Raw genomic sequence first — 25902 nt, 5'->3', positions numbered from 1 at the left:
CGGCCGGAAATCTGCCGATGGTATAAGACATCGGAACTTGCCTCTGGCCCCTCCTTGGGTACATTGCCAACGGTAACGCTGTGCGGTTCCCCGCATCAGAATGGGAGTGATCGTTTGGCGCCGACCCGCGTGATTCATCCGCAAGATGACGGCCGGGGCGAACATTTCCGCGTTCGAATCGAAGGATTTGGCGTCGGGACCTGGGATCTCGATCTCAAGACACTGGAGTTGGAGTGGTCGGAGACGGCCAGGATCCTGTTCGGAATCGAATCTGGCCAATCGGTGAGTTACGCGCTGTTCCTTTCCCGGCTGGAGCCGAACGACCGCGAGCGGATCGAGAGTGCGATCCGACACGTCTCCGAACGGGGCGGCAGCTTCGACGTGTCGTTCAGGGTCGCGGGGGCGTTGGGCAGAGCGCAGTGGATCCGTGCGCGCGCGGGGCTGATTCGGGACGACGCCGGCGCCGCCCGACATCTCAGCGGCATCTTTCTTGACGTCGATGAAGAGAAGCAGGTCGAGGAAACCCTGCGCACGCGCGAGAGTCACCTCCGCTCGATCCTCCGGACGATTCCAGACGCCATGATCGTCATCGACGGCCACGGCGTCATCCAGCTCTTCAGCGCGGCGGCCGAGCGCCTGTTCGGCTGGGTCGAGTCGGAGGCAATCGGCCAGAACGTCCGCATCCTGATGCCGGAGCCCGACAGCTCACGTCACGACGGCTACATCGCGCGCTACCGGACCACCAGCGACCCACACATCATCGGCATCGGCCGCATCGTGACCGGCAAGCGCCGCGACGGCACGACCTTTCCGATGCACCTGTCGATCGGCGAGATGCAGTCGGGCGGCGAGCCCTATTTCACCGGTTTCGTCCGCGATCTGACCGAGCATCAGAAAACCCAGGCGCGGCTCCAGGAACTGCAGTCCGAACTTGTCCACGTCTCGCGGCTGAGCGCGATGGGCGAAATGGCGTCCGCGCTCGCTCACGAGCTCAACCAGCCGCTGGCAGCGATCAGCAACTACATGAAGGGGTCGCGGCGGCTCCTCGCCGGAAGCCAGGATCCGAATACGCCGAAGATCGAGAGCGCGCTGGACCGCGCCGCCGAGCAGGCGCTGCGCGCCGGCCAGATCATCCGCCGCTTGCGCGACTTCGTCTCCCGCGGCGAATCGGAGAAAAGGGTCGAGAGCCTGTCCAAGCTGATCGAGGAGGCCGGCGCGCTCGGGCTCGCCGGCGCGCGCGAGCAGGACGTGCAGCTTCGGTTCAGCCTCAATCCAAATGCCGATCTCGTGCTCGCCGACCGGGTGCAAATCCAGCAGGTGCTGGTCAACCTCTTCCGCAACGCGCTGGAAGCGATGGCGAAGTCGCCACGGCGCGAGCTCGTCGTCACCAACACCCGCGCCGCCGACGACATGATCGAGATCGAGGTCTCCGACTCCGGCTCCGGCTTCCAGGACGACGTCATGCCAAACCTGTTTCAGACTTTCTTCACCACCAAAGACACCGGCATGGGCGTGGGACTGTCCATCAGCCGCTCGATCATCGAGGCTCACGGCGGCCGGATGTGGGCCGAGAGCAATGCATCGGGTGGGGCGACATTCCGCTTCACCTTGCCGGCAGCCGACGAGAACTGATCCATGACGACCAAGGGAACCATCTACGTCATTGACGACGACGAGGCGATGCGGGATTCGCTGAACTTCCTGCTGGATTCAGCCGGCTTCGCCGTCACACTGTTCGACAACGCGCAGAGTTTTCTCGATGCCCTGCCCGGCCTCGCCTTCGGCTGCGTCGTCTCCGACGTGCGGATGCCCGGCATCGATGGGATCGAGCTTCTGAAGCGCCTGAAGGCGCAGCGCAGCCGGTTTCCGATCCTGATCATGACCGGTCATGGCGACGTGCCGCTCGCGGTCGAGGCGATGAAGCTCGGTGCGATGGATTTCCTGGAAAAGCCGTTCGAGGATGACCGCCTCGTCGCCATGATCGAATCCGCGATCCGCGAGGGCGAGCCGGCCGCCAGGAACGAGGCCATGGGCCAGGACGTCGCCGCTCGCGTCGCGTCCCTGAGCCCCAGAGAACGACAGGTCATGGAGGGGCTGATCGCGGGCCTCTCCAACAAGCTGATCGCTCGCGAGTACGACATCAGCCCGCGCACCATCGAGGTCTACCGGGCCAACGTAATGACCAAGATGCAGGCCAACAGCCTGTCGGAGCTGGTCCGGCTAGCGATGCGCGCCGGAATGCTCAATGATTGAAGTCAACAGGAGTTGAGGCAAGTCAAAACCCTCCGCTCGCCCTGTGCTACCAGATCGGAATGATTGCGATCAGCTCCCATCCCGAGCGGCTCCAGATGTCGTCACCCGCAAAGCCAACTGTCTATGTGGTCGACGACGATGCCGCTGTGCTTGGCTCGCTGAGGTTTTTGCTGGAAACCGACGGTTTTGCCGTACGGACCTTCAGGAACGCCACGGCGCTGCTCAATGCGGCGCGCCCGTCCGGTGCAGACTGTTACGTGATCGACTACAAAATGCCTGACATCAACGGCATCGAGCTGGCCGGGCGACTGCGCCAGTCCGAGGGCGATACCCCCGTGATCCTGATCACCGGCTATCCCGACTCGAATATCTCGGCCCGGGCGGCGGCCGCAGGCGTGAATGAAGTGATTCTGAAGCCGCTTCTGGACGAAAACCTGGTCAAACGCATTCGCCACGCCATCCAGAACCGGGTCCATAGCTGACCTACGGGATTCTACGTAAGGCAATCTCCTTAAGATATCTCGCGAAATTTTCGAAGCACCCGATACCGCGTACCTAAGCGTCATCACAACGGAGATGGCGCAGATGCTGACCCAGACCTTCAACGCCCCGGCGATCAAGACCCAGATCGGCGGCAAGATCGCACCCGCCCATCCCGTCTCCGACCAGTTCGGTGCGATCGCCGGCCATGTCGGCCTCGTTGCCACCGAGTTCTCCTACCGCAAGGAAGAGGAAATCTATGGCGAGGACGAATCGGCCGAGTATGTCTATCAGGTCGTCACCGGCGCCGTGCGCAGCTACAAGCTTCTCTCCGACGGCCGCCGCCAGATCGGCTCCTTCCACCTTCCCGGCGACGTGTTCGGCCTCGAATCCGGCACCACCCACCGCCTTGCTGCTGAAGCTATCATCGACACCACTGTGCGCCTCGTGAAGCGCGCGAGCCTCGAGAAGGCCGCAGCCACCGACGTCCAGGTCGCCCGCAAGCTTTGGGCGATGACCGCCGGTGAGCTTCGCCACGCCGAGGACCACATGCTGCTGCTGGGCCGCAAGACCGCGATGGAGCGCGTCGCAACCTTCCTGCTCGAAATGGACCGCCGCCTCGCGGTTGCAGGCATGATGGCGCTGCCGATGTGCCGCCGCGACATCGGCGACTATCTCGGTCTCACGCTCGAGACCGTCTCGCGCGCGCTGTCGCAGCTTCACGCCCAGGGCATTCTCGGCTTCTCCGGCGCCCGCCATATCGTGCTGCGCAACCGCGCACGCCTGCACAATCTCGACGCCTGATCTCCCCTCTCCCACCCCCTCATGGCCGGCTGATTGATTCAGCCGGCCATTTCTTTTGCTGCGATCATGCCCTTGCGCCGCGTCTCCGGCATGACAAGCAGAATAAGCAGAAGTCCCGTCGCCGCGACGCCGGACAGTCCGGTGAACGCCATGGCATTGCCGAATTTATCGCTGACATAGCCGCCAAGCGCGGTGCTCAGCGACGCGCCGATGCCCATTGCCGTGCCGACAATGCCCTGCGCGAGGTTGAAATGGCCGCTGCCGAAGGCGACGTCGGCCACGATCAGCGGGATCATCACCGCGAACACCGCCGCGGTGAGGCCGTCGAACACCTGCACCAGCACCAGCAGATACGGATCGCGCACTGTCGCGAACAGCAGACCGCGAATCGTCAGCGCCGCGAATCCGATCAGCAGCAGCGGCCTGCGGCCCCATACTTGCGCCTTGCGCCCGACGCTCGGCGACAGCAGCGCCACGATCGCCTGCGGCACGACGATGCAAAAAGCGACGAGCACCGTCGCCCACTCGCTCGATCGCGCTGTCACCGCGCTTGCCATCAGCGGCATCATCGAGGCGTTCGCGAGCTGCAACAGGAGCACGCTGAGTGCAAAGACAATGAGCGGCCGCTGCCGGATCAGATGCCAGATATTGGTGTCGCCGCGATCCTCCGCCTCGCGCGGCATCTCGCCGTGACAGCGCGCGATGTCGACTTCGTGCTCGCGGATGCGAGAGAGTGCGATCAAGGTGGGAATTGCGAGCAGGAAGGTGACCAGGAACACCGACCGGCTCGACAGCAGATAGCCGGCAGTACCCATCACGGCGGCCGCAACGCCGTTGCCGAGCGAAGCAAAGCGCGCGTTGCGGCCGAGACGCTCGCCGATCGCGAGCGGGCCGACCAGACCGAGGCTGATCGCCGCGATCGCCGGTCCGAGCACGCAGCTCGCTGCCGCGTGCAAGGTGGCCGCAGCCACCACCACGGGGAAGATCGGCATCGCCGCATAGGCGAGCGCGCAGCAGCCGATCGTGCCGATCGCGAGGCCGGCGACCAGCCGCTCGGATTTCGCGGCATCGATGATGGCGCCGCCCGGCATCTGACCGATCAGGGCAACGATGCCGCCGATCGACAGCACGAGGCCGATCTCGACCTGGGTCCATTTCTGGGTCGTCAGATAAACTGCGATGAACGGCCCGAATCCGGTCTGCACGTCGGCGAGGAAGAAGATGAACCAGTCGAGGCCACGCAGGCTCTGGCGCGACGGAGCCGGAATGCCGGCAGGCGACGGCGCCGAGAATTTATCCTGCTCAACGCGGCCCTCGCGGTCTGCATCATTCGGCTTCCTCGACAACAGCACCGGCGGCCATCCCTCCCCGCGCCTCACTGAACAGCTTGCAGCGGCTGCAGGCTGCCGGACGCGCCGAGTACCACCATCGGCGTGTCCTCCTTGTATTCCGGCGCGGCTGCGACCTGTGCCTTGGTCAATTCCAGCGTGATGCTGTCCTTCTTGTTGGTGATCTTGCCGAATCGGAGCGCGTTCCAGTCCACCACGATCTTGCGGCTGCCGACGCCGAGGAAGCCGCCGAAATCGATCACGGCGGCGCGCACGTGCCCGCTCCGATCGACGATGACGTCGACGATGCGGCCCATGTCTTCGTTCGCCGCGCTGAGCACGTCACGGCCAAGCACACCGTGCGCATCGCTCGCGCCGATGATCGTGACCGACGGCGGTGGCGCGGCATTCTTTGGCGTGACGGGGACCGATGACGCCGGCGGCTGCGCCGTCGGCGGTGCATTCGCTTCCGTCGAGGGTGCGGGCGACTCCTCCGCGGCGCGTGACACGGCGAGAGTCGTTCCGCAGACGATCACGACGCCCAGAGCCAACCATCCGGCGGTACGCATGCACCCTCCTCACGGCGCGCCGCTAGCGCGCCAGCACGATCGAGACCTGAATCTGGCCACGCGTGCGCAACACCTCCAGCGCCACGTCGTCGCCATGGCGGCTGACGCGCAGGTCCACGCTGGACTCACCCAGACGCAGATCGCGCAAGATCACCTCGTGCAGGAACGCCGGCAGATGCGGATTGCGCAGCCGGATCTCGCCGCGCGCCACGTCGAACTCGATGCCCAGCGCCGCCTCCAATAGCGTGAACGCCGTTGCGCTGGCCCAGGCCTGCGGCGCGCAGGCGACCGGATAGAGCGTCGGGCCGCGCCGCTTTTCGCGCCGGAAACCGCAGAACAATTCGGGCAACCGGCGCAGGTCCATGTAGGTCGCGGCGTCGAACAATCCCTTGAAGACATGCGCGACCGAATGCTTGAGCCCATAACGCGCGAGCCCGAGCGCGATCAGCGCATTGTCGTGCGGCCAGATCGACCCGTCATGATAGGACATCGGATTGTAACGCACCTCGCCTTGCGCGACGGTGCGGATGCCCCAGCCCGAGAAGAAATGCGGCCGCATCAAATCGGCGGCGACGAGGCGCGCGCGGTCCTCGCGGATCATGCCGCTGAACAGGACCTGGCCGGCGTTGGAGGTCCGCACCTTGCAGGGCCGCTTCTTGCCGTCGAGCGCAAGCGCATAGGTACCGAGCTCCTCGCACCAGAACGCGGCCTCGAAACGCTCGGCCAGCGTCTTGGCCTCGGCCTCGAGCTTCTTGGCGAGATCAGGCTTGCCCAGCCGAAGCGCGCAGCGCGCGGCGAGCCGCTTGGCCGCAAAGACGTAACCTTGCACCTCGGCCAGCGCGAGATTGCCTTCCGCGAGCTGGCCATCAGCATGGAAGATCGCGTCGTAGGAATCCTTCCAGCCCTGGTTGGCGAGGCCCTTTTCCGTGGCGCGCTGATATTCGACGAAGCCGTCCTTGTCGGGATCACCGGGGCCATTGATCCAGGCCAGCCCCGCCTCGATCGCCGGCCACAGCTCGGTCAATGTCGCCTCGTCGCCGGTGCGTTCGAAATAGCTTCCTGCCAGCAGGACGAACAAGGCCGTGGAATCGACGCTGCCGTAATATTGCGCGAACGGTACCTCCCGCAGCGCCGCCATCTCGCCGCCGCGCATCTCATGCAGGATCTTGCCCGGCGCGGCATCGGCGAGCGGGTCGACCGCCTTGGCTTGGAAATGGGCGAGCCGCCGCAGCACGCCCTTGGCGATTCGCGGATCGACCCACAGCATCTGCAACGCGGTGATCAGCCCGTCACGGCCGAACGTCGTCGAGTACCAGGGAATTCCCGCATAGGGATAGCGGCCCTGCGGCGTCTCCGTCATCAGCATGTTGAGGTCGGCCATGGCCTGGCACAGCACCTCGTTGAAGATGTTGTTGGAGGTCTCGATGCTGGCCGCCCCCATCGTCGATTGCCGCATCTCGCGGCGATGGGCGAGCAGGCTTCTGAAAAAGCGCGCAGGCTTCTCCGCGACCGGCCGATTGCAGGACACGGCCACGAACAAGGATTTCGACTCATGCGGGTCGAGTTCGAGCTGCCAGGTCGCGGCATTCACCGACAACTTGGTTGGGCGCGGGTCGAAATGCAGGCCCGTGGTGCGCTCGGCGTCATCGAGACCGCGGTAATCGAACAGCACGTCGGTCGGTCCCAACAGCCGGCTCGAGCCGATGCCGCGGCGCGGGCGCCGTTCGCCGCGGACCTCGAACAGATCGGCGAAATCGTTGTCGAACAGCAGCGTCAGCGCAAAGCCGGCTGGGCGGTCGCCGTGGTTCTGCACGCCGATGCGCTGATACGCGGTGCCGCGCCACAGGAAGATCGTGCGCACGATGTGCAGCAGGTCCTTTTGCAGCACGAGGCTGCCCTGCCGGTAGATGTCCGGATTGGTGAGATCGACGGTCAGGGCTGAGTTGTCGTCGCGCAGGTTCGAGCCCAGCAGTAACGGCTGGAGATCGTCGAGCACGAGCTCGAGCCTCGCAAGGTAGCGCGTGTCGTGATGAAACAGGCCATCGGGCCCGCCGGCCGAAGCGCCGATGTCACCATGGCTGTCGAGCACGATAAAGGTGTCGTCGTGCTTGAGCGAACGCCGCGGCCGCGCTGACGGTCCCGTCATCGGAATATAGAAAGGCTGCTCCGCGACCTGGTCCACGGTCCGCGTCACGGAGACGAATTGGGTAACGGCTTCAGCCGACATCAGCAGCTCCCCTGCGCTTGTTTCGACACGCAACCGACTCGAACGCGACTATTGGTTTACGCGGCGGCTTGGGCGAGCCGGCTCATTTCCTGCGTGACCAGCTCACGATAGGGCCCGTGGCCCTGCATCAGACGCTCGGGCGACCCGTCCTCGATGATCTTACCACCCCTCAACACGACCACGCGATCGAAATTGCGCAGGGTCGCGAGGCGATGCGCGATCGCGATGACCGTCCGGCCGCGCATCAGCCGCGACAACGCCTCGCGGATCGCCTCCTCGGATTCGCTGTCGAGCGCGGCGGTCGCCTCGTCCAGCAGCAGGATCGGCGCGTCCTTCAGGAAGGCGCGCGCGATTGCGATGCGCTGGCGCTGGCCGCCGGACATCTTGACGCCGCGGTCGCCGACCATGGTGTCGAGACCACCAGGCAGACTCTCGACGAAATCGCAGCGCGCCGCAATGGCTGCGCGCAGCACCTCGTCGTCGGTCGCGTTCGGGCGACCATAGCGGATATTCTCGCGAATCGAGCGGTGGAACAAGGAAATGTCCTGCGGCACGACCGAGATGGCCTCGCGCAGGCTCAGCTGCGTCACCTTGGAAATGTCCTGGCCGTCGATGGTGATACTTCCCTCGTCGGTATCGTAGAAGCGCTGGAGCAGCGTGAACAGCGTCGACTTGCCGCCGCCGGACTGGCCGACCAGGCCGACGCGCTGGCCGGGTTGCAGCCGCAGGCTGAAGCGCTCGAAGATCTTTTCGCCGCCGGGATAGCCGAAGGTGACATTGTTGAACGCGATCGCGGCGCCGCTCTTCACCAGCGGCTCGGCCTCGGGGTGGTCGCGCAATTCATGCGGCACCAGCAGTGTGGCGATCGCCTCGGTCAGCCGCGCAACGTGCTGGGTGACGTCGACCAGCGCCACCGCGAGATCGCGCGTCGCGTTCAGTATGGAGAGACCGAGGGTGCAGACCAGCACGACGTCGCCGGTCGTTGCCCTGCCGTCCTGCCAGAGCATGATCGCCCAGGCCATCAGGGCGATCGTGAGCACGACTGTGACGCCGGCATGGATAAGCCGCAGCTTCTCCAGATAGCGCAGGCTGCGGCCGCGCGCGGTGAGCTCCCGGTTCACGGTCGCGTCGAACCGCTCATGCTCGTGCCCGATGCCGCAGAAGGCGCGCACCAGCGGCATGTTGCTGATGACGTCGATCATCTCGCCGTCGACGACGGCGGCTTTGTCGGCGAAGTCGTCATGCAGAGGTTTCCCTGCGGCCGCAAGGCGGAACATCGCAAGCACCATGCCGCCGGCAATCACCATCAGGCCGAGTGCCATGTAAGGGCTGACGGTTCCAATCAGCGCGATGGCCGCAACTGTTGCGATGCACGGCGGCAACACATTCCAGACGAACATGTTTTCGACCGTGAACACCGCATTGGACGTCGCCGTGATGCGGCTCGTCAGCATGCCGGGCATCCGGTCGGAGAAGTAGCTCGGCGCGTGGCCGGTCAGATGACGAAATATGTCACGGCGTAAATCACCCGTGACACGGACGAAGGTGAAGCTGGCGGTCCAGCTCGCGATCCGCCAAAGGAAATTATCGGCGGCGATCAACGTCATGAGGAAAATGAATGCCAGCCATACGCTCCCACCATGCGAAGCGCCGGCCGACAAGCTGTCGACCAGGGATTTGACGCCATACTGAGTGCCTACTGAGCAGGCAACGGCCGCCACCACAGCGGTCAGGATCACGAGATGCGACGCGAGCCGACGCCGAAGATAGCGCAAAACAAAGGCAAACGGCCGGTGCGCATACCCAGAAAGATGATCCATGTGACTATTGACCCCGTCGTGATGATTCAAACTTTTGTTGTTAGCCGGCTGAACATCGACCACTTCGCCTCGGTTCCCGGGCAACGCCATCACGACATGCGGATGCGGGCGTTCTGCGAAGATGTGATGGCAGCATCGCGACAGGCGTCCGACGTGTCGAATAAGTAACGTTCGGAAGGAGGAACTTCGCAAGTGCGGGAACGTTCCCTTGTCTGGCGTGCCGGTGCTGAACAGGCGGGGGCTTTCTACAATCATGATCGCACAGAGGAGATGGTGAGATGCGCATCGCGCAGGTAGCTCCGTTGACGGAGGCTGTTCCACCCAAGCTGTATGGCGGCACCGAGCGGGTGGTGCATTGGTTGACGGAAGAGCTGGTGGCCCTTGGGCACGACGTAACGCTGTTCGCCAGCGGCGACTCGCAGACCTCGGCGAAGCTGGACGCGTTATGGCCCCGGGCGCTCCGCCTCGACGGTTCCGTGCGCGATCCCAATGCGCTGCACATGGTGATGCTGGAGCGGGTGCGGCAGAAATGTGACGACGAGGAGTTCGACTTCCTCCACTTCCATCTCGATTATTATCCGTGGTCGCTGTTCTACCGGCAGCCGACACCGTTCCTGACCACGCTGCACGGCCGGCTCGACCTGCCGGAGCATCAACCGGTCTTCAACACCTTCTCGAAGGTCCCCGTCATCTCGATCTCGAACGCGCAGCGCCGGCCGGTGCCGCAGGCGAACTGGGTGAGGACGATCCACCACGGCCTGCCGGAGAACCTGCTGACGCCGAAGCCGGCGAAACAGGAATACCTCGCCGTGCTTGGCCGCATCGCACCGGAAAAGGGCGTCGACCGCGCCATCAAGATCGCGACGCATTGTGGCATTCCGCTCAAGATCGCCGCCAAGGTTGATCGTGCCGACCAGGATTACTATGACGAGCTGATCCGGCCGATGATCGAGAACAATCCGCTGGTGGAATTCATCGGCGAGATCAGCGATCACGAGAAGTCGGACTTTTTGAGCGGCGCGCTGGGCTTATTGCTCCCGATCGACTGGCCGGAGCCGTTTGGCCTGGTGATGATCGAGGCCATGGCTTGCGGAACGCCGGTCATCGCCTTCAACCGCGGCTCAGTGCCGGAGATCATCGACGAGGGCCTCACCGGCTTCGTCGTCGAGGACGTCCTCAGCGCGGCCGGCGTCGTCGGCCGCCTGCAGCAACTCGACCGCTCCGTCATTCGCAAGCAGTTCGAGACGCGTTTCACGGCGCGTCGCATGGCGCTGGATTATCTCGCGGCCTATCGCAGCCTCGGCGAGGAACAGGCGCCGCGGATCAAGCTGGTGAGCAGCGCGGAGTAGCCACTGTCATGCCCCGCGTAGGCGGGGCATCCAGTACGCCGCGGCAGCAGTTTGCTCACGCAACTCCCGCCGCGGAGTACTGGATCGTCCGGTCAAGCCGGATGATGACAGTAGGAACGCGGTGACGGCTGCCCTACCTCACCACGGCCCGCTTCGGCTCGACGATCTCGAACATGCGCGGGAATTCGTCCATCAGGCCCATCAGCTCGGCGAGGCGCATCGGGTTGCCGGCGAATTTGACCTTGCCGGCGGCCACGGCCTCCGGGAAGCTGGTCAGTTTTGCGATCACCTCGTCGAGCGTCGACCGCGCCAGCGTGAAGCTGGCATCGGCATTGTGCGCCTGCATGCCCTCTGTGTAAGTCAGCGCGCAGTTCTCCAGATTGAGCACGAAGGTCTCGCCGGTGTCGGAGAAGCTCCAGTTCAGCACGATGTGCTTTCCTTCCGCCTTTGGTCCGTTCAGGCGGATGCCGAGCACGTCCCAGAGCTGTGAGGTGCGCAGCGCCGCCAGCGTCTCGCGCGGCATCGGCGGGCGCGCCGGCACCTTCGGCATGCCCTGGCGCAATTCCTGCGCGCCGAACAGATAGGCATTGCGCCAGGTCGCGCTTTCACCAGCGTAGCCGAGCTGCTCCAGCGTATCCGCAAGCAATGCACGCGCCGCCGCGTTGTCCGGCTGGGCAAAGACGAGATGGCCGAGCGCCTGCGCCACGAAGCGGAATTCGCCCTTGTCGAAATCGACACGCGCCCGCGCGAGGATGGCGTCGGCGCCGCCCATGTACTCGACGTATTTCTTGCCCGACTCAACCGGGGGCAAAGGATCGAGATTGACCGGATTGGCGTCGTACCAGCCCAGATATTTTTGATAGATCGCCTTCACATTGTGCCGGATGTGGCCGTAATAGCCGCGGCCGTGCCAGGCGCCCTCCAGGCTCTTGGGCAGCTGGATCGTTTCAGCGATCTCGGCCGCGGTGAGGCCGTGGTTCATCAGGCGGATGGTCTGGTCATGCGCGAATTTGTAGAGGTCGCGCTGCTGCCGGATCATCGTGCCGATGCGTTCGTGTCCCCACACCGGCCAGTGATGCTGGCCGCACATCGCCTCCGCCTTGCCATCCCAGAGCTGCAAGGCCTCGCCCAGATATTTCGACCAGGCCAGCGCGTCGCGCACGTCGGCGCCGCGGAACGGCAGCAGATTGTGGAAATTGTGGGTGCAGTTCTCGGCGAGGTTCAACAGCTTGTAGCGCGGGATGAAGAAATGCATCTCCGCCGGCGCTTCGCTGTTCGGCGCCATCTGGAATTCGAATTCAACGCCGTCGATCACGCGCCGGTCGCCGGTCGCCGTGATCAGGTCGGTCGGCCGCAGCAGCGCCACCGAACCTGCCGCCATCGACTTGCCGAGGCCGCAATCGACCTGCCCGCGCGCGCCCTTGGCGAGGAGAGGCCCGAACTGGTACTGCGCCCGGCGCAGCATCGCAGGTCCCGCGATGATGTTCTCGGAGACGGCATGCTCCATGAACAAGTTCGGCGCGATGATCGGCACGCGGCCGCTCGCGAGTGCATCCTCCTCCAGCACGCCGCGCGCACCACCCCAATGGTCGGTGTGGGTATGGGTGAAGATCACGGCCGCGACCGGCCGCTGGCCACGATGCCTGTAGTAGAGATCGAGCGCGGCGCGCGCGCCCTCGATCGAGGTCAGGGTGTCGACGACGATGACGCCGCTGTCGCCTTCGATCAGCGTCATGTTGGCAATGTCGAGCCCCCGCACCTGGTACACGCCGGGCACGACCTCGAAAAGGCCGTGCTGCATGTTGAGCCGCGACTGCCGCCACAGGCTCGGATTGACCGTGGTCGGCGCCTGCTCGGCGGCAAGAAAGGCGTACGGCTCGAGGCTCCAGACCGTCCGCCCTTGCGGATTGGTGATCTCCGCATTCTCGATCGTGCCGAGGAAGCCGCGCGCGGCGTCGTCGAAATCGCGCGTGTCGGAAAACGGCAGTGCATTCAGCATCGCCGTTTGCTGCGCGATGACGGACGGCGTTGCGCCCTTCGGCTCGTTGCTGGACGTGTCCGTCATCTCGATCTCCTCCCCGCCTGTTGCGCGGCATCTAACCGCATCCCGCGGCCGATTGCCATGACGGGAGGGCGCAGCAATGCGTAGCCCCGCGCCCACAGGTGGAGAGAAGCAGCGTGTTCGCGGGCTACATGCCCAACAGCCTCGGCAGCCACAGCGACAGGCCGGGCCAATAGGTCACGACCACCAGGAATCCCAACATCGTCAGCAGCCATGGCCACACCGCGACCGTGAGCTCGGTGATACCCATCTTGGCGATGCCTGAGGCCACGTAGAGATTGAGGCCGACCGGCGGATGGCACAGCCCGACCTCCATGTTGACCGTCATCAGGATGCCGAAATGGATCGGATCGATGCCGAGCTTGATCGCAACCGGAAACAGGATCGGCGCCATGATCAGGATGATCGAGGATGGCTCCATCACGTTGCCGGCTAATAGCAGCAGGAGATTGACGACGAGGAGGAAGCCGATCCAGCCGAGGCCCTGGTCGATCATCCATTGCGCGAGCGCTTGCGGCACGTTCTCGTAAGTCATCAGGAAAGAGAACAAGACGGCGTTGGTGATGATGTAGAGCAGCATCGCTGAAAGATTTGCCGACGACAGCAGCACCCGCGGCACGTCTCGCAGCTTCAGATCCTTGTAGATGAACACTGCGACGATGAAGGCGTACACCGCGCTGACGGCGGCAGCTTCGGTCGGTGTGAACAGGCCGCTGTAGATGCCACCGATCACGATCACGATCAGCAGGATACCCCAGATCGACTTGCGGAACGCATCGAAGCGTTCGTAGAGGGTTGCTTTCGGCATCCTCGGATAGTCGTTACGCCAGGCCCGGTAGAACGTCGTGGCGCCAAGCAGCATGGCGAGCACCATTCCCGGCACGATGCCGGCGATGAACAGCTTGCCGACGGAGGTGTTGGTGGAGACGGCAAACAGCACCATTGGAATCGACGGTGGAATGAGAATTCCCAGCGAGCCGGAGGTCGTGATCACGCCCGCCCCGAACTTCTTGGGAAATCCCTGCGCGACCATCGCGGGCAGGATCACCGATCCGATCGCCACCACGGTGGCCGGCGACGAGCCGGAAATCGCGGCGAACAGCGCGCAGGCGACCACGCCCGAGAGCGCAAGGCCTCCGTACCAATGGCCGACCAGCGAAGTCGCGAACGTGATCATCCGGCGCGCCACGCCGCCATGGGTCAGGAAGTTGCCGGCAAGGATGAAGAACGGGATCGCCATGATCTCGAAGCTCTCGATGCCGGTAAACAGCTTCAGCGCCACCGATTCCGTCCGTACGTCGGTCAACGTGAACATGAAGCTGAGCACGGTCAGGCCGAGCGCGATGGAGATCGGCATGCCCGTGAGCATCAACGACAGCAGAAGGCCGAAAACCACGGCGACACGCAAGCCCTGCGGCATCGTGATCACGTGCGCCGAATGGGCGAAGCACACGGCGACGATCAGGACCGGCAACAACATCAGGACCCAGCCGAGCGGGCTGCGTTCGTCGCGGACGACCTGACTGCGCGTGACCGGGGCCGGATGGACCGGGTCTATTTCGACGCCCTCGACGCCTGCCATGTCGTGATGCGGCAGTTCGCCGGTGCGATAGAACGACCAGGCGACCTGCAGGAAGCGGAAGCACATCAGCCCGGAGCCGAGCGGGATGGTGAGATACACCAGCCACATCGGTGCTTCCAAGTCGTTGGATTGCTGGCCGGTCTGCCACATCTGGCCGACGAACGCGGCCCCGAAATAGCACACGATGGCAGTGAAAAGGGCGCCGCACATCAGGCCGAACGTGATGACGCGGCGGCGCGATCCGCCGGGAAGGACATTGACCAGGACGTCGACGCCTACATGGATGCCGGTGCGCACCCCGTAGGCCGCACCGAACTTCGCCATCCAGATGAACATGTAGATGCAGAGTTCCTGCGCCCAGGACAAGTCGAGAGCGGCAAGCCAGACGAACGCCGCTCGCGCGGGCGCGGCCAGCAAGGACAGGTTGCGCGCCTCCGCCCATTTGGCGATGTCGATCGACAGCCCGGCGCCATATCGGTGCAGCACGGCAACGAAGATGAGCAATGTCGCGGCCGCGATCATCGTCGCGATCAGCCATTCCTCGAGATGATCGAGCACACGATTCAATGCACGCAGCAACTTGGTCCCCTCAGCTTGGCTCATCATTCAAGAGCAACGGCCGGGAGTGCGATCACCCCCGACCGTTCATGGTTGTTCTTCCAGCGCGCCGGCGTCAGTTCATCTTGACGTCGAGTTCCTTGGCGAGGAGATCGAGCACCTCCTGCCCGACCCGCCCCTTTGCCCATTTGTAGGTCGGCTGCATCGCCTCCTGCCACGCCTTGCGATCGGCGTCAGTCAGATAATGCAGCGTGGTCTTGCCCGTCTTCTTGATCTCGGCCAGCGCATCCTCGTTTTCCTGACGCGCGATCGAATTGGTGTAGTCGGTCGCCTCGTTCATCGCCTTCTCGAGCTGGGCGCGGATATCGGGCGGCAGGCCGGACCAGAATTTCGAATTGACGATGACGGCATATTGCAGGTGCGCGTGATAGGACACCGTGATGTCCTTCTGCACCTCGTAGAACTTCTGAGTCAGGTAATTGGACGCGGTATTCTCGCAGCCGTCGACCACGCCCGTCTGCAAAGCCTGGTAGACTTCGGAAAACGCCATTATCTGAGGGATCGAACCCATGATACGGAGATATTGGTCGGCGACCTTCGATCCGGAGATGCGGAATTTGAGACCCTGGAAATCGGTCGGCTTTATCAGGGCACGGTTGGCGGAGAGCATGTGGAAGCCGTTGTCCCAATAAGCGAGCCCGGTGATGCCCTTGGTCTCGAGCTTATCGAACAGCCACTTGCCGATCGTGCCCTTCATCGCGTTGGAATAGGTTTGATCGTCCTTGAACAACCAGGGCAGGTCGAGCGCCTCGAACTCCTTGATACCGAGCGGTGCGAACTTCGCGGTCGAGGGGGCGAGCATGTGCACCGAGCCGAGCTGCAGCGCCTCGATCTCCTCCTTGTCCTTGTACAGCGTGGAGTTCGGGTAGATTTCGACCTTGACCTTGCCGTCGGTGTACTTCTCCGCAAGTTCCTTGAACTTCAGGGCGCCCTTGCCCTTGGGAGTATCGTTGGCGACGACGTGGCTGAATTTGATGACGATCGGGCTCTGGGCCTCGGCAACGGCGGGCCCCACGAGAACAGCTGCGGCGGCGACCGCAAGAAGCAGCTTGCGCATGAACGAACCTCCCAACAACCTCTAAAACCGGGTCTTTTTTGTTTTCCGATTTCAGTACTGACAGCAATCCGCCACCCGAACAACTAGACCTAAGCCCAATTTGCCGCAGCCAAGCAACCTTCAAGCTATCTTGGCCGCTGCTGAATGCGCAACCCGGCACCTGCTGCCGCTCCCGGAAACGAGCGCTTATGTCGCATTGCGGCAGTGCGATCAGCCGTTGCGCTGGGCGACCATGAACAGACGCCGGAACGGAAACAGCGTCTGTCCCGCGGCGTTCTTCGGATAGGCTTTCGCGACCCGCATCCCATAGGCGGCTTCGAACGCGGCCTTCTCGTCGCCCTGCAAGATGTCGAGATAGCGCGTCAGCCAGGTCCCCTTGGTCCACTCCTTCACGGGATTCTCGCCTTCCAGCACCTGCAGATATTCGGTCTCCCAGATGTCGATATTGGCCGACATCGGAGCAAGAAGACCGTGATAATAGGCCGGCGCTTCGACCGGCGGCGGCGTGACGAGATGCTCGACCTTGGACCGCCAGGGACCGTTCAGCGCGGTCTCGCCGATCAGCACATGCGAGGGCGCCAGAAAGTTGCGCGGCATCTGCACAGCGAGCATTCCGCCGGGCGTCACCTTCTCCATGATCGACGGAAACAGGGCCGCATGATTGGGCAGCCAGTGCAGCGCGGCATTGGAGTAGACGACGTCATATTGCTTCGTCGGACGCCAGTGGCCGAGATCCTCGTGTGACCATTCCACGTCCGGCGCCGCCTTGCGGCCGGCGGCGACCATCTCGGCCGAACCCTCGACACCGGTCACCGTCGCGTCCGGCCAACGCTCCTTGATCAGCTTGGTGACGTTGCCGGCGCCGGCGCCGAGATCGGCAATCGCACGCGGACCAGAATCCGGGATCCGCATCAAGAGGTCGACGGCGGGCCGGAGCCGGTGGCCGGAGAATTTCAGATATTGCTGCGGATCCCAGACCATCGCTCGGCGCCTTTTCTTTTTCGTGTTCCCTTCAACGCGGCTCTTGGTTACCACTGCTCCTCCCGGTCGGGCAAATCAGGCTGACGGGGACAGGGCAGGAAAACGAACAGAAGAACGAACAGCCCAGCGACAAGCAGAAAAGCGAACAAGAGGGCGTGTCACCATGGATCTCGGGCTCAAATCGAAAACCGCCGTCGTCACCGGAGCGAGCGTCGGCATCGGCCGTGCCATCGCCAAGGGCTTGGCTGCCGAAGGCGTGCGCGTCGTCGGCGTGGCACGGCGCACCGACCTGCTCGCCGAGCTGGTAACGGAAGTCGGCTCCGGTCTGATCACGCCATTCGAGCAGGACGTGATGGCCAAGGACGCGGCCGAGAAGATTTCGGCGTTCGCGCTCAAAGAGCTCGGCCATGTCGACATCCTGATCAACAATGCCGGCGGAAGCCGCCCCCTCCCCGTCGATGCGCCTGACAGCCAATGGGACGAGGCGATCGCGCTGAATTTCACCAGCTACCGCCGCATCGCGCATGCGCTGCTGCCGCAGATGATCGAGCGCAAATGGGGCCGCATCGTCAACATCACCGGCAAGTCCGAGCCGGAAGGCCTCAACGCCGCGTTTGCCGCCAAAGCCGCCGTGCACGCCTGGGCCAAAGGCCTGTCGCGCGAGATCGGCGAGCACGGCATCACCATCAACTGCATCCCGCCCGGCCGCATCATGAGCGAACAGATCCGCCGCAACTACGCGCCTGATTATCGCGAGCGCTTCGCGGAAGAAGAGATCCCGGTCGGCTATTGGGGCGAGCCGGAAGACCTCGCCGCGCTCGCGGTGTTCCTGGCATCACCCGTGGCGCGCTACATCACGGGCACGGTGATCCCGGTGGATGGGGGGTTGCGGAGGTATCAGTTCTAGAACCGATTGGACTTCGTAGGATGGGTAGAGCGCAGCGAAACCCATCGACAGCATACGACGTGAACCTGATGGGTTTCGCTGCGCTCTACCCATCCTACGGCCTACCGCCTTACTCATGCAGCAGCGTTTGCCAGTCCGGAGGCACCGCGCCGTCCGGTCCGGGCACCGGCTGATCCAACGGATGCGCGTGAGGACCTTGAAGCTTCGGGCCGGCGAAAGCCTCTCCCGTGCGATAGTCGTAAAACCATCGTTCGTCCGGCTCGAAGCTCGTGATGATCGGATGACCTGTCGCCGCGCTGTGTTTCGTTGCGTGCTGATTTGGTGACGCATCACAGCAGCCGATGTGACCGCATTCGACAATCTGCGAAGGTGAAACCACCACCCGCCCGCAGCCGAGCATTCCACGCACCCCGTTCCGCTTGGTTTGGCCGCGAGATTGATGCCACCCCTCTCAGACTTCATAGGTCAGCTCACTGAAATTGCCCGCAGCCACCACCGATGCATTCACGCCGCGATCTCCGCCACGATCGCATTTTGCCAGTGTTTTGCCCGACGGGTCAACGTCATGGCAGCGGCGAATGCCGCCGCTGCGCGGTTCGGAAATCCCTTATTAATCAAGGGGCCTTCTACTGTGCATGGGGTTGTTTTCGCGCTTTTTTGTTTTGAGCCCTTAAAAAAACAAGGCCCCCGCATAACCACTCACCCGGCCTGCAGGATTTCCGCAATCGCCGCCCCCGTGGCGATCGTGCCGAGCTTTCCGCCGACATCGCGCGTTGCCCTGCCCTCGCCGATCGCTTTTGCCACCGCCGCCTCGATCGCACGTGCGGCTTCCTCGTAGCGCACCGCGCCTCTATTCTCGCCGTGCCATCCGAGCAGCAGGGCCGTGGACAGGATCAGCGAGACTGGATTGGCAACATCCTGTCCGGCTATGTCAGGCGCCGAGCCATGCGCGGCCTGCGCCATGGCGAAGCTGTCGCCGACATTGAGCGAGCCCCCGAGACCGAGGCTGCCGGAGAGTTCGGCGGTGAGATCGGACAGGATGTCGCCAAACATGTTGGTGGCGACGATGACGTCGAAGCGGTCGGGGTTGCGCACCACATGCGCCATCATGGCGTCGATGAGGATGTCGTCGATCCCAAGGCCGGGATAGGCCTTCGCCGTCTCGCGGCAGATCTCGAGGAACATGCCGTCACCGAGCTTGAGCACATTGGCCTTGTGCACGATGGTGAGATGCTTGCGCCGCTTCATCGCCAGCCGGCACGCCGCGTGCGCGATGCGCTCGCAGCACAGGCGCGTGATCCGGCGCAGCGAGATCACGACGTCAGGCGTGACCAGCATCTCGCCATTGCCCTGCTCCATGTTGCGGTCGGCGTAAAACCCTTCTGTGTTCTCGCGCACCACGACGAGGTCGAAATCGCCCACCCGGCCGGACCGCCCCGCATAGGTGCGTGCGGGCCTGACATTGGCGTAGAGGTCGAGGTTCTTGCGAAAATATCGCGACGGGTTGATCTCGCCATGGGCCTCGTCCTTGAAGTCGAAGGTCGCGGTCGGCCCGAGGATCAGGCCGTCGGCGGCGCGGACGATGTCGAGCAGCTCGGGGCGCACCGTCGTGCCAAATTGTTTGAGGCTCGCATGCCCGACCGCGTGCTCCTCCAGCTGCAGATTGAGCTGGAAGCGTTCGGAGGCCGCGCGCAACACGCCTGATGTCGCGGCCGTGATCTCGGGCCCGATGCCGTCACCGGGCAAAACGACGATGTGCATGGCGGTCCCCTGACATTGCAGCAGTTCGCGCGATCATACGCCGGCGCGCAGGTTCATCGCCCAGCCTTCGCGCATACACAGCATGCAAGCATATGCCTGTGGAAGGCGGCCGCGCCGTAGTACACGCCGAGTCCCCTGGAGCCGGCCGCCGGAGCAACGCGCTAACGCAATGACAATCACGTTACCCGCCGGCGCGCGCGAGCCCGACCACACCATTTCCGACGGCCTTCCAGCCGCACAGCGGCGCTGGGCCATTGCCGCGATCTTCACCGCGCTGGCGATGGCGTCGCTCGACACCGCGATCGCCAACATCGCGCTGCCCGCCATTGCCGGCGACCTGCATGTGAGCCCGGAGCAATCGGTCTGGGTGGTCAACGTCTACCAGATCGCGCTGGTGGCGACGTTGCTGCCGTTGGGAGCACTCGGCGAGATCGTCGGGCACCAGCGCATCTATCTCGGCGGCCTGATCCTGTTCACCATCGCCTCGCTGTTCTGCGCGGTGGCCTGGTCGCTGGAGAGCCTGCTGGTTGCGCGCACGCTGCAAGGGTTAGGTGCGAGCGGCATCATGAGCGTCAACACGGCGCTGGTGCGCTTCGTCTATCCCGGCCGGATGCTCGGCCGCGGCTTCGGCCACAACGCGCTGGTGGTCGCGACCGCCTTCACCTTTGGTCCCTCGATCGCTTCCGCTATCCTCGCGCTCGGCCCGTGGCCATGGCTGTTCGCCGTCAACATCCCGTTCGGCCTGGTCGCGATCGGCATCGGCTTTGCGATGCTGCCGAAGACGCCGCGCGCCGATCACGGCTTCGATTTTCTCGGCGCGGCCCTGGCGTCGGCCTGTCTCGGGCTGTTCATCACGGGCATCGGCAGTGCCGCGCACAATCTCTCACCGATGGTCGTGGGCATCGAGCTGGTCACTGCCCTCGCGCTCGGCTTCATCCTGACGCGCCGCCACGCCGACCATCCGGCGCCGATGCTGCCGATCGACCTGTTCAGCCGGCCGATGTTCGCGCTGTCGGCGGCGACCGCGGTGTGCTCGTTCGCAGTGCAGGGCCTCGCCTTCGTCTCGCTGCCGTTCTATTTCGAGGACGTGCTGGGGCGTTCGCAGGTCGAGACCGGCTTCTTCATGACCCCATGGCCGCTGGTGGTCGGCATCATGGCGCCGATCGCCGGGCGCCTCTCCGACCGGCACGCGGTCGGACTGCTCGGCGGCATCGGGCTCGTGCTGCTCGGCCTCGGCACGGCGCTGCTGGCGATGCTGCCTGCCAATCCTGCGATTCCCGACATCATCTGGCGGATGGTGATCTGTGGCATGGGATTCGGCTTCTTCCAGGCGCCGAACATGAAAGCGGTGATGTCGAGCGCGCCGCCACATCGCAGCGGCAGCGCCTCCGGCATCGTCGCCACCGCGCGCCTGACAGGGCAAACGACAGGGGCGGCGCTGGCCGCGCTCTGCTTCTCGCTGGCCGGTCACGACGGCGCAGTCGTGGCATTGGCACTCGGCGCCGGCTTCGCCGTACTCGGCAGCGTGATGAGCTTTTTGCGGCTGGCGGTGGAGTAGACGGTCAAGCCAGATGTCGGGCCGCCGTCACCTCGACTGTCGCGGCCGGAATGACAGTCTCCTCGTCGAGCGCAGCGAGGCGCTCATCGATGGCAGCGATGACCTTGCGCGAGAACGGCCCGAGATGCGCATAGGCAGCGATCATCTGCACGGCGATCCGCGCCGATGTTGTGTCGCGCTTGGCGCAGTTCATGAAGGTCTGCCACAGCGGCCCGCGCGCCTCGGGAAGGGCTGTGACCACCTTGTGCACCGTTTCCATCGCGCCGATCCGGGCACGGATATCGCCTTCCGCGAGCTCCTGGCGCTGGCGAGAGCGGTCGAGCAGCGTCATCAGTCGGTCGATACGCCTTGCATAGGCGGCCGGGCTGTAGATGTGCTCCAGCACGCGCTTGTAGTCCGTCAGAATGTCGCGCAATGGACGCACCGGATCGAAGTTGATCCCGGCGGTGCACTGATCCGCGCCGATGGTCGGCGCCAGGTCGTGGCCCGGATGCAACCGGCCCTCGCGCTCGAGGCGGCGCGTCAGCTGCGTGTTCGGCAAGGCATAGAGCAGGCCGACCATGCTGACCGGGATCGCTGCCTCTTCGATGAAGTCGATCATGGCATCCGCCATCGAGAGCTTCTCATTGTCGAAGCCGACGATGAAACCCGCGGTGACGAGCATGCCCGCGGCGTAGATCTTGTGGATGCTCTCGGCGATGTTGCGCCGCGTGTTCTGCTTCTTCCGCATGGCGACCAGCGTCGCCGGATCCGGACTTTCGATACCGACGAAGATGGCGAAGAAGTTCGCCTGGCCCATCAGGTTCAGGAGCTCGGGATCGTCGGCCAGATTGACCGAGGCCTCAGTTGACAATTCAAAGGGATAGCCGTGAGCACGTTGCCATTCGGCCAGCTGGGGCAGGAACAGCCGCAACGACTTCTTGTTGCCGATGAAATTGTCGTCGACAAAGTCGAGATGGCCGCGGTAGCCCATGGCATAGAGCCTGTCGAGCTCGACCAGCATTTGCTCGTTCGTCTTGGTTCGCGGCACCCGGCCATAGAGCTCGATGATATCGCAGAACTCGCAGGTGAACGGGCAGCCGCGGGAATACTGCACACCGAGATAAAGGTAGTCCTCGAACTTCAGCAGATCGAAGCGCGGCACCGGCGTCTTGGTGACGTCGGCCTGGAATTTCGGCGCAATGAAGACGCCGGAGCGTGCGCCACTGTCCCAGGCCGCGACGAATTCGTGGAGAACGCTTTCGGCCTCTCCGAGCACCTGGAAGTCGGCCCTCTCATAGATATGGGGGCTCGAGGTGGGATCGGGACCGCCCACGACCACCGGCTTGCCCGCGGCACGGCAAATTTCGATCAGGCGCAGCGTGTCGGCCTGCTGCGGCATCATTCCGCCGGTGAAGACGACGTCGGCCCAGGAAAGATCCTCGTCGCTGAAGGATTCCGTGTTGCAATCGATCAGCCGGACCGTCCAGCTCTCGGGCAGCATCGCGGCAACGGTGATCAGCCCCAAAGGGGCCGCGGGCCGCTTCACACCCAACACTTTGCAGGATTCGCCAAAGCTCCAGAAGGACTCTGCCGAGAACAGCGGATAGAGCATCAGGACTTTGCAAGGCTGCGGTACGTTCATGGAACCCCTTTTTGGCTGATTCCACTGTAGCAGAGCATTCTCGACTTGCACCCTGCCAAAAGGGACAAACTGTCGCTCTCGGTTCCGGGGGCGTCGGCGCGGAAGCCAGTAGACGTCGCTCCAAGCCATGCCGCGGGCGCCCGGGGAAGGAATCCCCGCCGGTTACCCCTCGGACTATTGATTTGAACGTTTCCAATTTGCCGGACACATTGCGCCGCTGAGTCCAGTCGGTGGATTGGGCCAATCAGGGGACTGCGATGGCAAACCTAACAATCAACGGAAAAACCTTCACGCTCGACGTCGAGCCGGATACGCCCCTGCTCTGGGCGATCCGCGAGAATGCCGGCCTCACCGGCACCAAATATGGCTGCGGCATTGCACAATGCGGCGCCTGCACCGTTCACATCGACGGCGTCGCCACCCGCTCCTGCGGGGTTTCGGTCGGCGAAGCCGCAGGCAAGAAGATCACGACCATCGAAGGGCTCGCCTCCGGCAACGCGCTGCACAAGGTGCAGGAAGCCTGGATTGCCCAGGACGTTCCGCAATGCGGCTATTGCCAGAGCGGCATGATCATGGCGGTGGCGGCGCTGCTGAGCGAGAAGCCGAAGCCGACCGACGCCGACATCGACGAGGCCATCACCAATATCTGCCGCTGCGGCACCTTCCAGCAGGTGCGCGAAGCGATCCACACGATCGCAAGCGCGTAAGGAGCCGCCACATGAACAAGCATGTCTCTCCCAGGATGAACCGCCGTGCCTTCGTCATCGGCACCGCCGCGGTCGGCGCAGGTCTCGCAATCGGCCTCGATATCCCCTTCGGCGGTCCCGCCGTGGTCCGCGCGGCCGACGGCTCCCCGGAGATCGGCGCCTGGGTCGTGGTCAGGCCCGACGACACCGTCGTCATCCGCATCGCCCGCTCCGAAATGGGCCAGGGCTCCCTCACCGGCCTTGCCCAGCTCGTCGCCGAGGAACTCGAATGCGACTGGTCGAAGGTCTCGACCGAATATCCGACACCGGGCCAGAGCGTCGCCCGCAAGCGCGTCTGGGGCGATTTCTCGACCGGCGGCAGCCGCGGCATCCGCTCTTCGCAAGACTACGTCCGCAAGGGCGGTGCCACCGCACGCGTGATGCTGATCCAGGCCGCCGCCGAGGCGTGGAAAGTGCCGGCGTCCGAATGCACGGCCGCCAACAGCGTCATTACCCACACGCCGTCCGGCAAGACCACGACCTACGGCAAGGTCGCCGAGGCCGCGGCCAAGCTGACGCCGCCGGCCGAGGTCAAGCTGAAGGACCCCAAGGACTGGAAGCTGATCGGCAAGGGCGTGAAGCGGCTGGACACCGCCGAGAAGACCACCGGCACCATGGTCTACGGCATCGATGTCAAGCTGCCGGGCATGCTGAACGCCGCGATCAAGGATTGCCCGGTGTTCGGCGGCAAGCTGAAAAGCTATGACGAAGCCAAGATCACCGGCATGAAAGGCGTCAAGAAGGTCGTCAAGGTCGGCGACACCGCGGTCGCCGTCGTTGCCGACACCTGGTGGCACGCCAAGACCGCACTGGAGGCGCTGCCGATCGTCTGGGACGAGGGCGACAACGCCAAGGTCTCGAGCGAGTCGATCGCGAAATGGCTGACCGAGGGCCTCGATAACGGGCAGCCGGCCTATGTCGGCAACAAGAACGGCGACGCGAAGGCGGCGATTGCCGGTGCCGCCAAAAAAATCGAGGCCGTCTACAGCTATCCCTACCAGAACCACGCCACCATGGAGCCAATGAACGCCACGGCGCTCTACACGGCGGACAAATGCGAGGTCTGGTGCGGCACGCAGAATGGCGAGGCAGCCTTCGCGGCCACGTTGGAAGCGTCGGGCCTGCCGGCGGAGAAGTGCGACGTGCACAAGGTGATGCCGGGCGGCGGCTTCGGCCGGCGCGGCCAGACCGACTATGTCCGCCAGGCCGTCTTGATCGCCAAGGAGATGCCGGGCACGCCGATCAAGCTGTTGTGGTCGCGCGAAGAGGACATGGCGCACGGCAGATATCACCCGATCACCCAGTGCAAGATGACCGGCGCGTTCGATGCCGACAACAATCTGGTCGCGCTGCACTACCGCCTGTCCGGGCAATCGATCCTGTTCTCGCTCCGCCCCGAAGCGCTGCAGAACGGCATGGATCCGGCCGCATTCCAGGGCGTCGCCCAGTCCGGCGAAGCCGCGTTCGGTTACTCCGTGCCGAACCTCCTGGTCGAGCATGCGATGCGCAACCCGCACGTTCCGCCGGGCTTCTGGCGCGGCGTCAACGTCAATCACAACGCGATCTACATGGAATGCTTCATGGACGAGCTGGCCCAGGCCGCAGGCCAGGACCCGCTCGAATTCCGCCGCAAGCTGATGGGCAATCACCCCAAGCATCTGGCGGTGCTCAATGCCGTGGCCGAGAAGATCGGCTGGAGCACTCCGGCGCCACAGGGCATCTATCGCGGCATCGCGCAGGTGATGGGCTATGGCAGCTATGTCGCCGGCGCTGCCGAAATCTCGGTGACCGACGGCAACAAGATCAAGGTGCATCGCATCGTCGCCTCCACCGATCCCGGCTACGTCGTCAATCCGGCCCAGGTGGAGCGGCAGATCGCGGGGTCCTTCGTCTATGGCCTCTCCGCGCTGTTCTACGGCGGCTGCACCGTCAAGGACGGCAAGATCGAGCAGACCAACTTCGACACCTACAATTCGATGCGCATCAACGAGATGCCGAAGGTGGAGTCGGTGATGGTGCCGAGCGGCGGGTTCTGGGGCGGTGTCGGCGAGCCGACCATCGGCGTCGCGGCGCCGGCGGTGCTCAATGCGTACTTCGCGGCGACGGGCAAACGCATCCGTTCGGTGCCGCTGCGCGACCAGAACATCACCTTCGCCTGAGAAACGCCGCGGCGGCC

General features: G+C 64.1%; 21 protein-coding genes and 1 pseudogene. 10 read left to right on the top strand and 12 right to left on the bottom strand.

What is annotated here, in order from left to right; translation table 11 throughout:
* The first annotated feature begins 114 nt into the window (after nucleotides 1-114).
* The 4 genes from fixL (at nucleotide 115) to ACFQX9_RS00480 (ending at nucleotide 3537) form a co-directional block, all read left to right on the top strand.
* Entirely contained in the window at nucleotides 115-1632 is a 1518-nt protein-coding gene (fixL, locus tag ACFQX9_RS00495; protein WP_085352093.1) for a sensor protein FixL, read from the top strand.
* A 3-nt stretch (nucleotides 1633-1635) separates the two neighbouring features.
* The gene (fixJ, locus tag ACFQX9_RS00490; RefSeq protein ID WP_377786029.1) at nucleotides 1636-2253 is read left to right on the top strand and encodes a response regulator FixJ; all 618 of its coding nucleotides are present in this window, start codon (nucleotides 1636-1638) and stop codon (nucleotides 2251-2253) included.
* Between the two features lie 59 nt (nucleotides 2254-2312).
* A complete protein-coding gene (locus ACFQX9_RS00485; protein ID WP_018457138.1) occupies nucleotides 2313-2735 on the top strand; it encodes a response regulator in 423 nt (140 codons plus the stop codon).
* A gap of 103 nt (nucleotides 2736-2838) precedes the next feature.
* The gene (locus ACFQX9_RS00480; protein ID WP_026233309.1) at nucleotides 2839-3537 is read left to right on the top strand and encodes a helix-turn-helix domain-containing protein; all 699 of its coding nucleotides are present in this window, start codon (nucleotides 2839-2841) and stop codon (nucleotides 3535-3537) included.
* Nucleotides 3538-3575: 38 nt separating this feature from the next.
* Here ACFQX9_RS00480 and ACFQX9_RS00475 read toward each other — a convergent pair whose 3' ends face one another.
* The 4 genes from ACFQX9_RS00475 to ACFQX9_RS00460 are packed head-to-tail and all read right to left on the bottom strand — an operon-like array spanning nucleotide 3576 to nucleotide 9481.
* Nucleotides 3576-4889 carry an MFS transporter gene (locus ACFQX9_RS00475; RefSeq protein WP_204510563.1) on the bottom strand — a complete coding sequence of 438 codons (1314 nt, stop codon included), beginning with the start codon at nucleotides 4887-4889 and terminating at the stop codon, nucleotides 3576-3578.
* 23 nt (nucleotides 4890-4912) lie between these two features.
* Nucleotides 4913-5434, bottom strand: a complete 522-nt coding sequence (locus ACFQX9_RS00470; protein ID WP_026233310.1) for a PRC-barrel domain-containing protein — start codon at nucleotides 5432-5434, stop codon at nucleotides 4913-4915.
* Nucleotides 5435-5456: 22 nt separating this feature from the next.
* Nucleotides 5457-7661 (bottom strand): glycogen debranching N-terminal domain-containing protein, encoded by a 2205-nt coding sequence (locus ACFQX9_RS00465; RefSeq protein ID WP_377786026.1) that lies wholly within the window; start codon nucleotides 7659-7661, stop codon nucleotides 5457-5459.
* A 56-nt stretch (nucleotides 7662-7717) separates the two neighbouring features.
* Nucleotides 7718-9481 carry an ABC transporter ATP-binding protein gene (locus tag ACFQX9_RS00460; RefSeq protein WP_026233312.1) on the bottom strand — a complete coding sequence of 588 codons (1764 nt, stop codon included), beginning with the start codon at nucleotides 9479-9481 and terminating at the stop codon, nucleotides 7718-7720.
* Between ACFQX9_RS00460 and ACFQX9_RS00455 the strand changes: the two genes are divergently transcribed.
* Together ACFQX9_RS00455 and ACFQX9_RS00450 are read left to right on the top strand one after the other, a co-directional pair.
* Complete coding sequence (locus ACFQX9_RS00455) at nucleotides 9404-9649, top strand: hypothetical protein (protein WP_018457144.1); 246 nt, start codon at nucleotides 9404-9406, stop codon at nucleotides 9647-9649. The two genes, ACFQX9_RS00460 and ACFQX9_RS00455, sit on opposite strands and share 78 nt — an antisense overlap.
* 110 nt (nucleotides 9650-9759) lie before the next feature.
* The gene (locus ACFQX9_RS00450; protein ID WP_018457145.1) at nucleotides 9760-10830 is read left to right on the top strand and encodes a glycosyltransferase family 4 protein; all 1071 of its coding nucleotides are present in this window, start codon (nucleotides 9760-9762) and stop codon (nucleotides 10828-10830) included.
* A gap of 133 nt (nucleotides 10831-10963) precedes the next feature.
* Here the strand turns inward: ACFQX9_RS00450 and ACFQX9_RS00445 are convergent, their stop codons facing one another.
* From ACFQX9_RS00445 to ACFQX9_RS00425, 5 genes and pseudogenes are all read right to left on the bottom strand, one after another.
* Complete coding sequence (locus tag ACFQX9_RS00445; RefSeq protein ID WP_247394681.1) at nucleotides 10964-12895, bottom strand: alkyl/aryl-sulfatase; 1932 nt, start codon at nucleotides 12893-12895, stop codon at nucleotides 10964-10966.
* 124 nt (nucleotides 12896-13019) lie between these two features.
* The gene (locus tag ACFQX9_RS00440; RefSeq protein WP_039799985.1) at nucleotides 13020-14312 is read right to left on the bottom strand and encodes a TRAP transporter large permease subunit; all 1293 of its coding nucleotides are present in this window, start codon (nucleotides 14310-14312) and stop codon (nucleotides 13020-13022) included.
* Between the two features lie 207 nt (nucleotides 14313-14519).
* A pseudogene (locus tag ACFQX9_RS00435) lies at nucleotides 14520-14996 on the bottom strand (TRAP transporter small permease); the annotation flags it as partial.
* A gap of 151 nt (nucleotides 14997-15147) precedes the next feature.
* A complete protein-coding gene (locus ACFQX9_RS00430) occupies nucleotides 15148-16149 on the bottom strand; it encodes a DctP family TRAP transporter solute-binding subunit (protein WP_018457148.1) in 1002 nt (333 codons plus the stop codon).
* Nucleotides 16150-16359: 210 nt separating this feature from the next.
* Nucleotides 16360-17130 (bottom strand): methyltransferase domain-containing protein, encoded by a 771-nt coding sequence (locus ACFQX9_RS00425; RefSeq protein WP_018457149.1) that lies wholly within the window; start codon nucleotides 17128-17130, stop codon nucleotides 16360-16362.
* A 163-nt stretch (nucleotides 17131-17293) separates the two neighbouring features.
* On the opposite strand from ACFQX9_RS00425, the gene ACFQX9_RS00420 reads away from it, so the two are divergent.
* Nucleotides 17294-18037: an SDR family NAD(P)-dependent oxidoreductase gene (locus ACFQX9_RS00420; protein ID WP_085352088.1), complete on the top strand. Its 744-nt coding sequence runs from the start codon at nucleotides 17294-17296 to the stop codon at nucleotides 18035-18037.
* Nucleotides 18038-18146: 109 nt separating this feature from the next.
* Here the strand turns inward: ACFQX9_RS00420 and ACFQX9_RS00415 are convergent, their stop codons facing one another.
* Nucleotides 18147-18437 (bottom strand): UBP-type zinc finger domain-containing protein, encoded by a 291-nt coding sequence (locus ACFQX9_RS00415; protein ID WP_198959270.1) that lies wholly within the window; start codon nucleotides 18435-18437, stop codon nucleotides 18147-18149.
* Between the two features lie 299 nt (nucleotides 18438-18736).
* Nucleotides 18737-19798 (bottom strand): isocitrate/isopropylmalate dehydrogenase family protein, encoded by a 1062-nt coding sequence (locus tag ACFQX9_RS00410; protein WP_085352087.1) that lies wholly within the window; start codon nucleotides 19796-19798, stop codon nucleotides 18737-18739.
* 169 nt (nucleotides 19799-19967) lie between these two features.
* On the opposite strand from ACFQX9_RS00410, the gene ACFQX9_RS00405 reads away from it, so the two are divergent.
* Nucleotides 19968-21356, top strand: coding sequence for an MFS transporter (locus tag ACFQX9_RS00405; RefSeq protein WP_018457152.1), 1389 nt, complete (start codon nucleotides 19968-19970; stop codon nucleotides 21354-21356).
* Nucleotides 21357-21360: 4 nt separating this feature from the next.
* On the opposite strand, the gene ACFQX9_RS00400 is transcribed toward ACFQX9_RS00405, so the two are convergent.
* Nucleotides 21361-22980, bottom strand: coding sequence for a B12-binding domain-containing radical SAM protein (locus ACFQX9_RS00400; RefSeq protein ID WP_018457153.1), 1620 nt, complete (start codon nucleotides 22978-22980; stop codon nucleotides 21361-21363).
* A 257-nt stretch (nucleotides 22981-23237) separates the two neighbouring features.
* On the opposite strand from ACFQX9_RS00400, the gene ACFQX9_RS00395 reads away from it, so the two are divergent.
* Together ACFQX9_RS00395 and ACFQX9_RS00390 are read left to right on the top strand one after the other, a co-directional pair.
* Entirely contained in the window at nucleotides 23238-23687 is a 450-nt protein-coding gene (locus tag ACFQX9_RS00395; RefSeq protein WP_007594050.1) for a (2Fe-2S)-binding protein, read from the top strand.
* An 11-nt stretch (nucleotides 23688-23698) separates the two neighbouring features.
* A complete protein-coding gene (locus ACFQX9_RS00390; RefSeq protein ID WP_085352085.1) occupies nucleotides 23699-25885 on the top strand; it encodes a molybdopterin cofactor-binding domain-containing protein in 2187 nt (728 codons plus the stop codon).
* The last annotated feature ends 17 nt before the right edge of the window (nucleotides 25886-25902 follow it).

It is taken from the genome of Bradyrhizobium sp. GCM10028915 (genome assembly GCF_042666195.1).
Classification (GTDB): Bacteria; Pseudomonadota; Alphaproteobacteria; order Rhizobiales; family Xanthobacteraceae; genus Bradyrhizobium; species Bradyrhizobium canariense_D.
This window is presented reverse-complemented; position numbering and strand designations above follow the sequence as displayed.

Excerpts from the sequence above, each read along its gene's own strand:
- ACFQX9_RS00480 (WP_026233309.1), top strand. The coding sequence starts at position 2,839 with ATGCTGACCCAGACCTTCAACGCCCCGGCGATCAAGACCCAGATCGGC.
- ACFQX9_RS00455 (WP_018457144.1), top strand. The coding sequence starts at position 9,404 with ATGCGACGCGAGCCGACGCCGAAGATAGCGCAAAACAAAGGCAAACGG.
- ACFQX9_RS00470 (WP_026233310.1), bottom strand. The coding sequence starts at position 5,434 with ATGCGTACCGCCGGATGGTTGGCTCTGGGCGTCGTGATCGTCTGCGGA.
- ACFQX9_RS00485 (WP_018457138.1), top strand. The coding sequence starts at position 2,313 with ATGATTGCGATCAGCTCCCATCCCGAGCGGCTCCAGATGTCGTCACCC.
- ACFQX9_RS00430 (WP_018457148.1), bottom strand. The coding sequence starts at position 16,149 with ATGCGCAAGCTGCTTCTTGCGGTCGCCGCCGCAGCTGTTCTCGTGGGG.
- ACFQX9_RS00460 (WP_026233312.1), bottom strand. The coding sequence starts at position 9,481 with ATGGATCATCTTTCTGGGTATGCGCACCGGCCGTTTGCCTTTGTTTTG.
- ACFQX9_RS00410 (WP_085352087.1), bottom strand. The coding sequence starts at position 19,798 with ATGCACATCGTCGTTTTGCCCGGTGACGGCATCGGGCCCGAGATCACG.
- ACFQX9_RS00415 (WP_198959270.1), bottom strand. The coding sequence starts at position 18,437 with ATGCTCGGCTGCGGGCGGGTGGTGGTTTCACCTTCGCAGATTGTCGAA.
- ACFQX9_RS00400 (WP_018457153.1), bottom strand. The coding sequence starts at position 22,980 with ATGAACGTACCGCAGCCTTGCAAAGTCCTGATGCTCTATCCGCTGTTC.
- ACFQX9_RS00445 (WP_247394681.1), bottom strand. The coding sequence starts at position 12,895 with ATGACGGACACGTCCAGCAACGAGCCGAAGGGCGCAACGCCGTCCGTC.
- ACFQX9_RS00440 (WP_039799985.1), bottom strand. The coding sequence starts at position 14,312 with ATGCCGCAGGGCTTGCGTGTCGCCGTGGTTTTCGGCCTTCTGCTGTCG.
- fixJ (WP_377786029.1), top strand. The coding sequence starts at position 1,636 with ATGACGACCAAGGGAACCATCTACGTCATTGACGACGACGAGGCGATG.
- ACFQX9_RS00420 (WP_085352088.1), top strand. The coding sequence starts at position 17,294 with ATGGATCTCGGGCTCAAATCGAAAACCGCCGTCGTCACCGGAGCGAGC.
- ACFQX9_RS00465 (WP_377786026.1), bottom strand. The coding sequence starts at position 7,661 with ATGTCGGCTGAAGCCGTTACCCAATTCGTCTCCGTGACGCGGACCGTG.
- ACFQX9_RS00390 (WP_085352085.1), top strand. The coding sequence starts at position 23,699 with ATGAACAAGCATGTCTCTCCCAGGATGAACCGCCGTGCCTTCGTCATC.
- ACFQX9_RS00405 (WP_018457152.1), top strand. The coding sequence starts at position 19,968 with ATGACAATCACGTTACCCGCCGGCGCGCGCGAGCCCGACCACACCATT.
- ACFQX9_RS00450 (WP_018457145.1), top strand. The coding sequence starts at position 9,760 with ATGCGCATCGCGCAGGTAGCTCCGTTGACGGAGGCTGTTCCACCCAAG.
- ACFQX9_RS00425 (WP_018457149.1), bottom strand. The coding sequence starts at position 17,130 with ATGGTCTGGGATCCGCAGCAATATCTGAAATTCTCCGGCCACCGGCTC.
- ACFQX9_RS00395 (WP_007594050.1), top strand. The coding sequence starts at position 23,238 with ATGGCAAACCTAACAATCAACGGAAAAACCTTCACGCTCGACGTCGAG.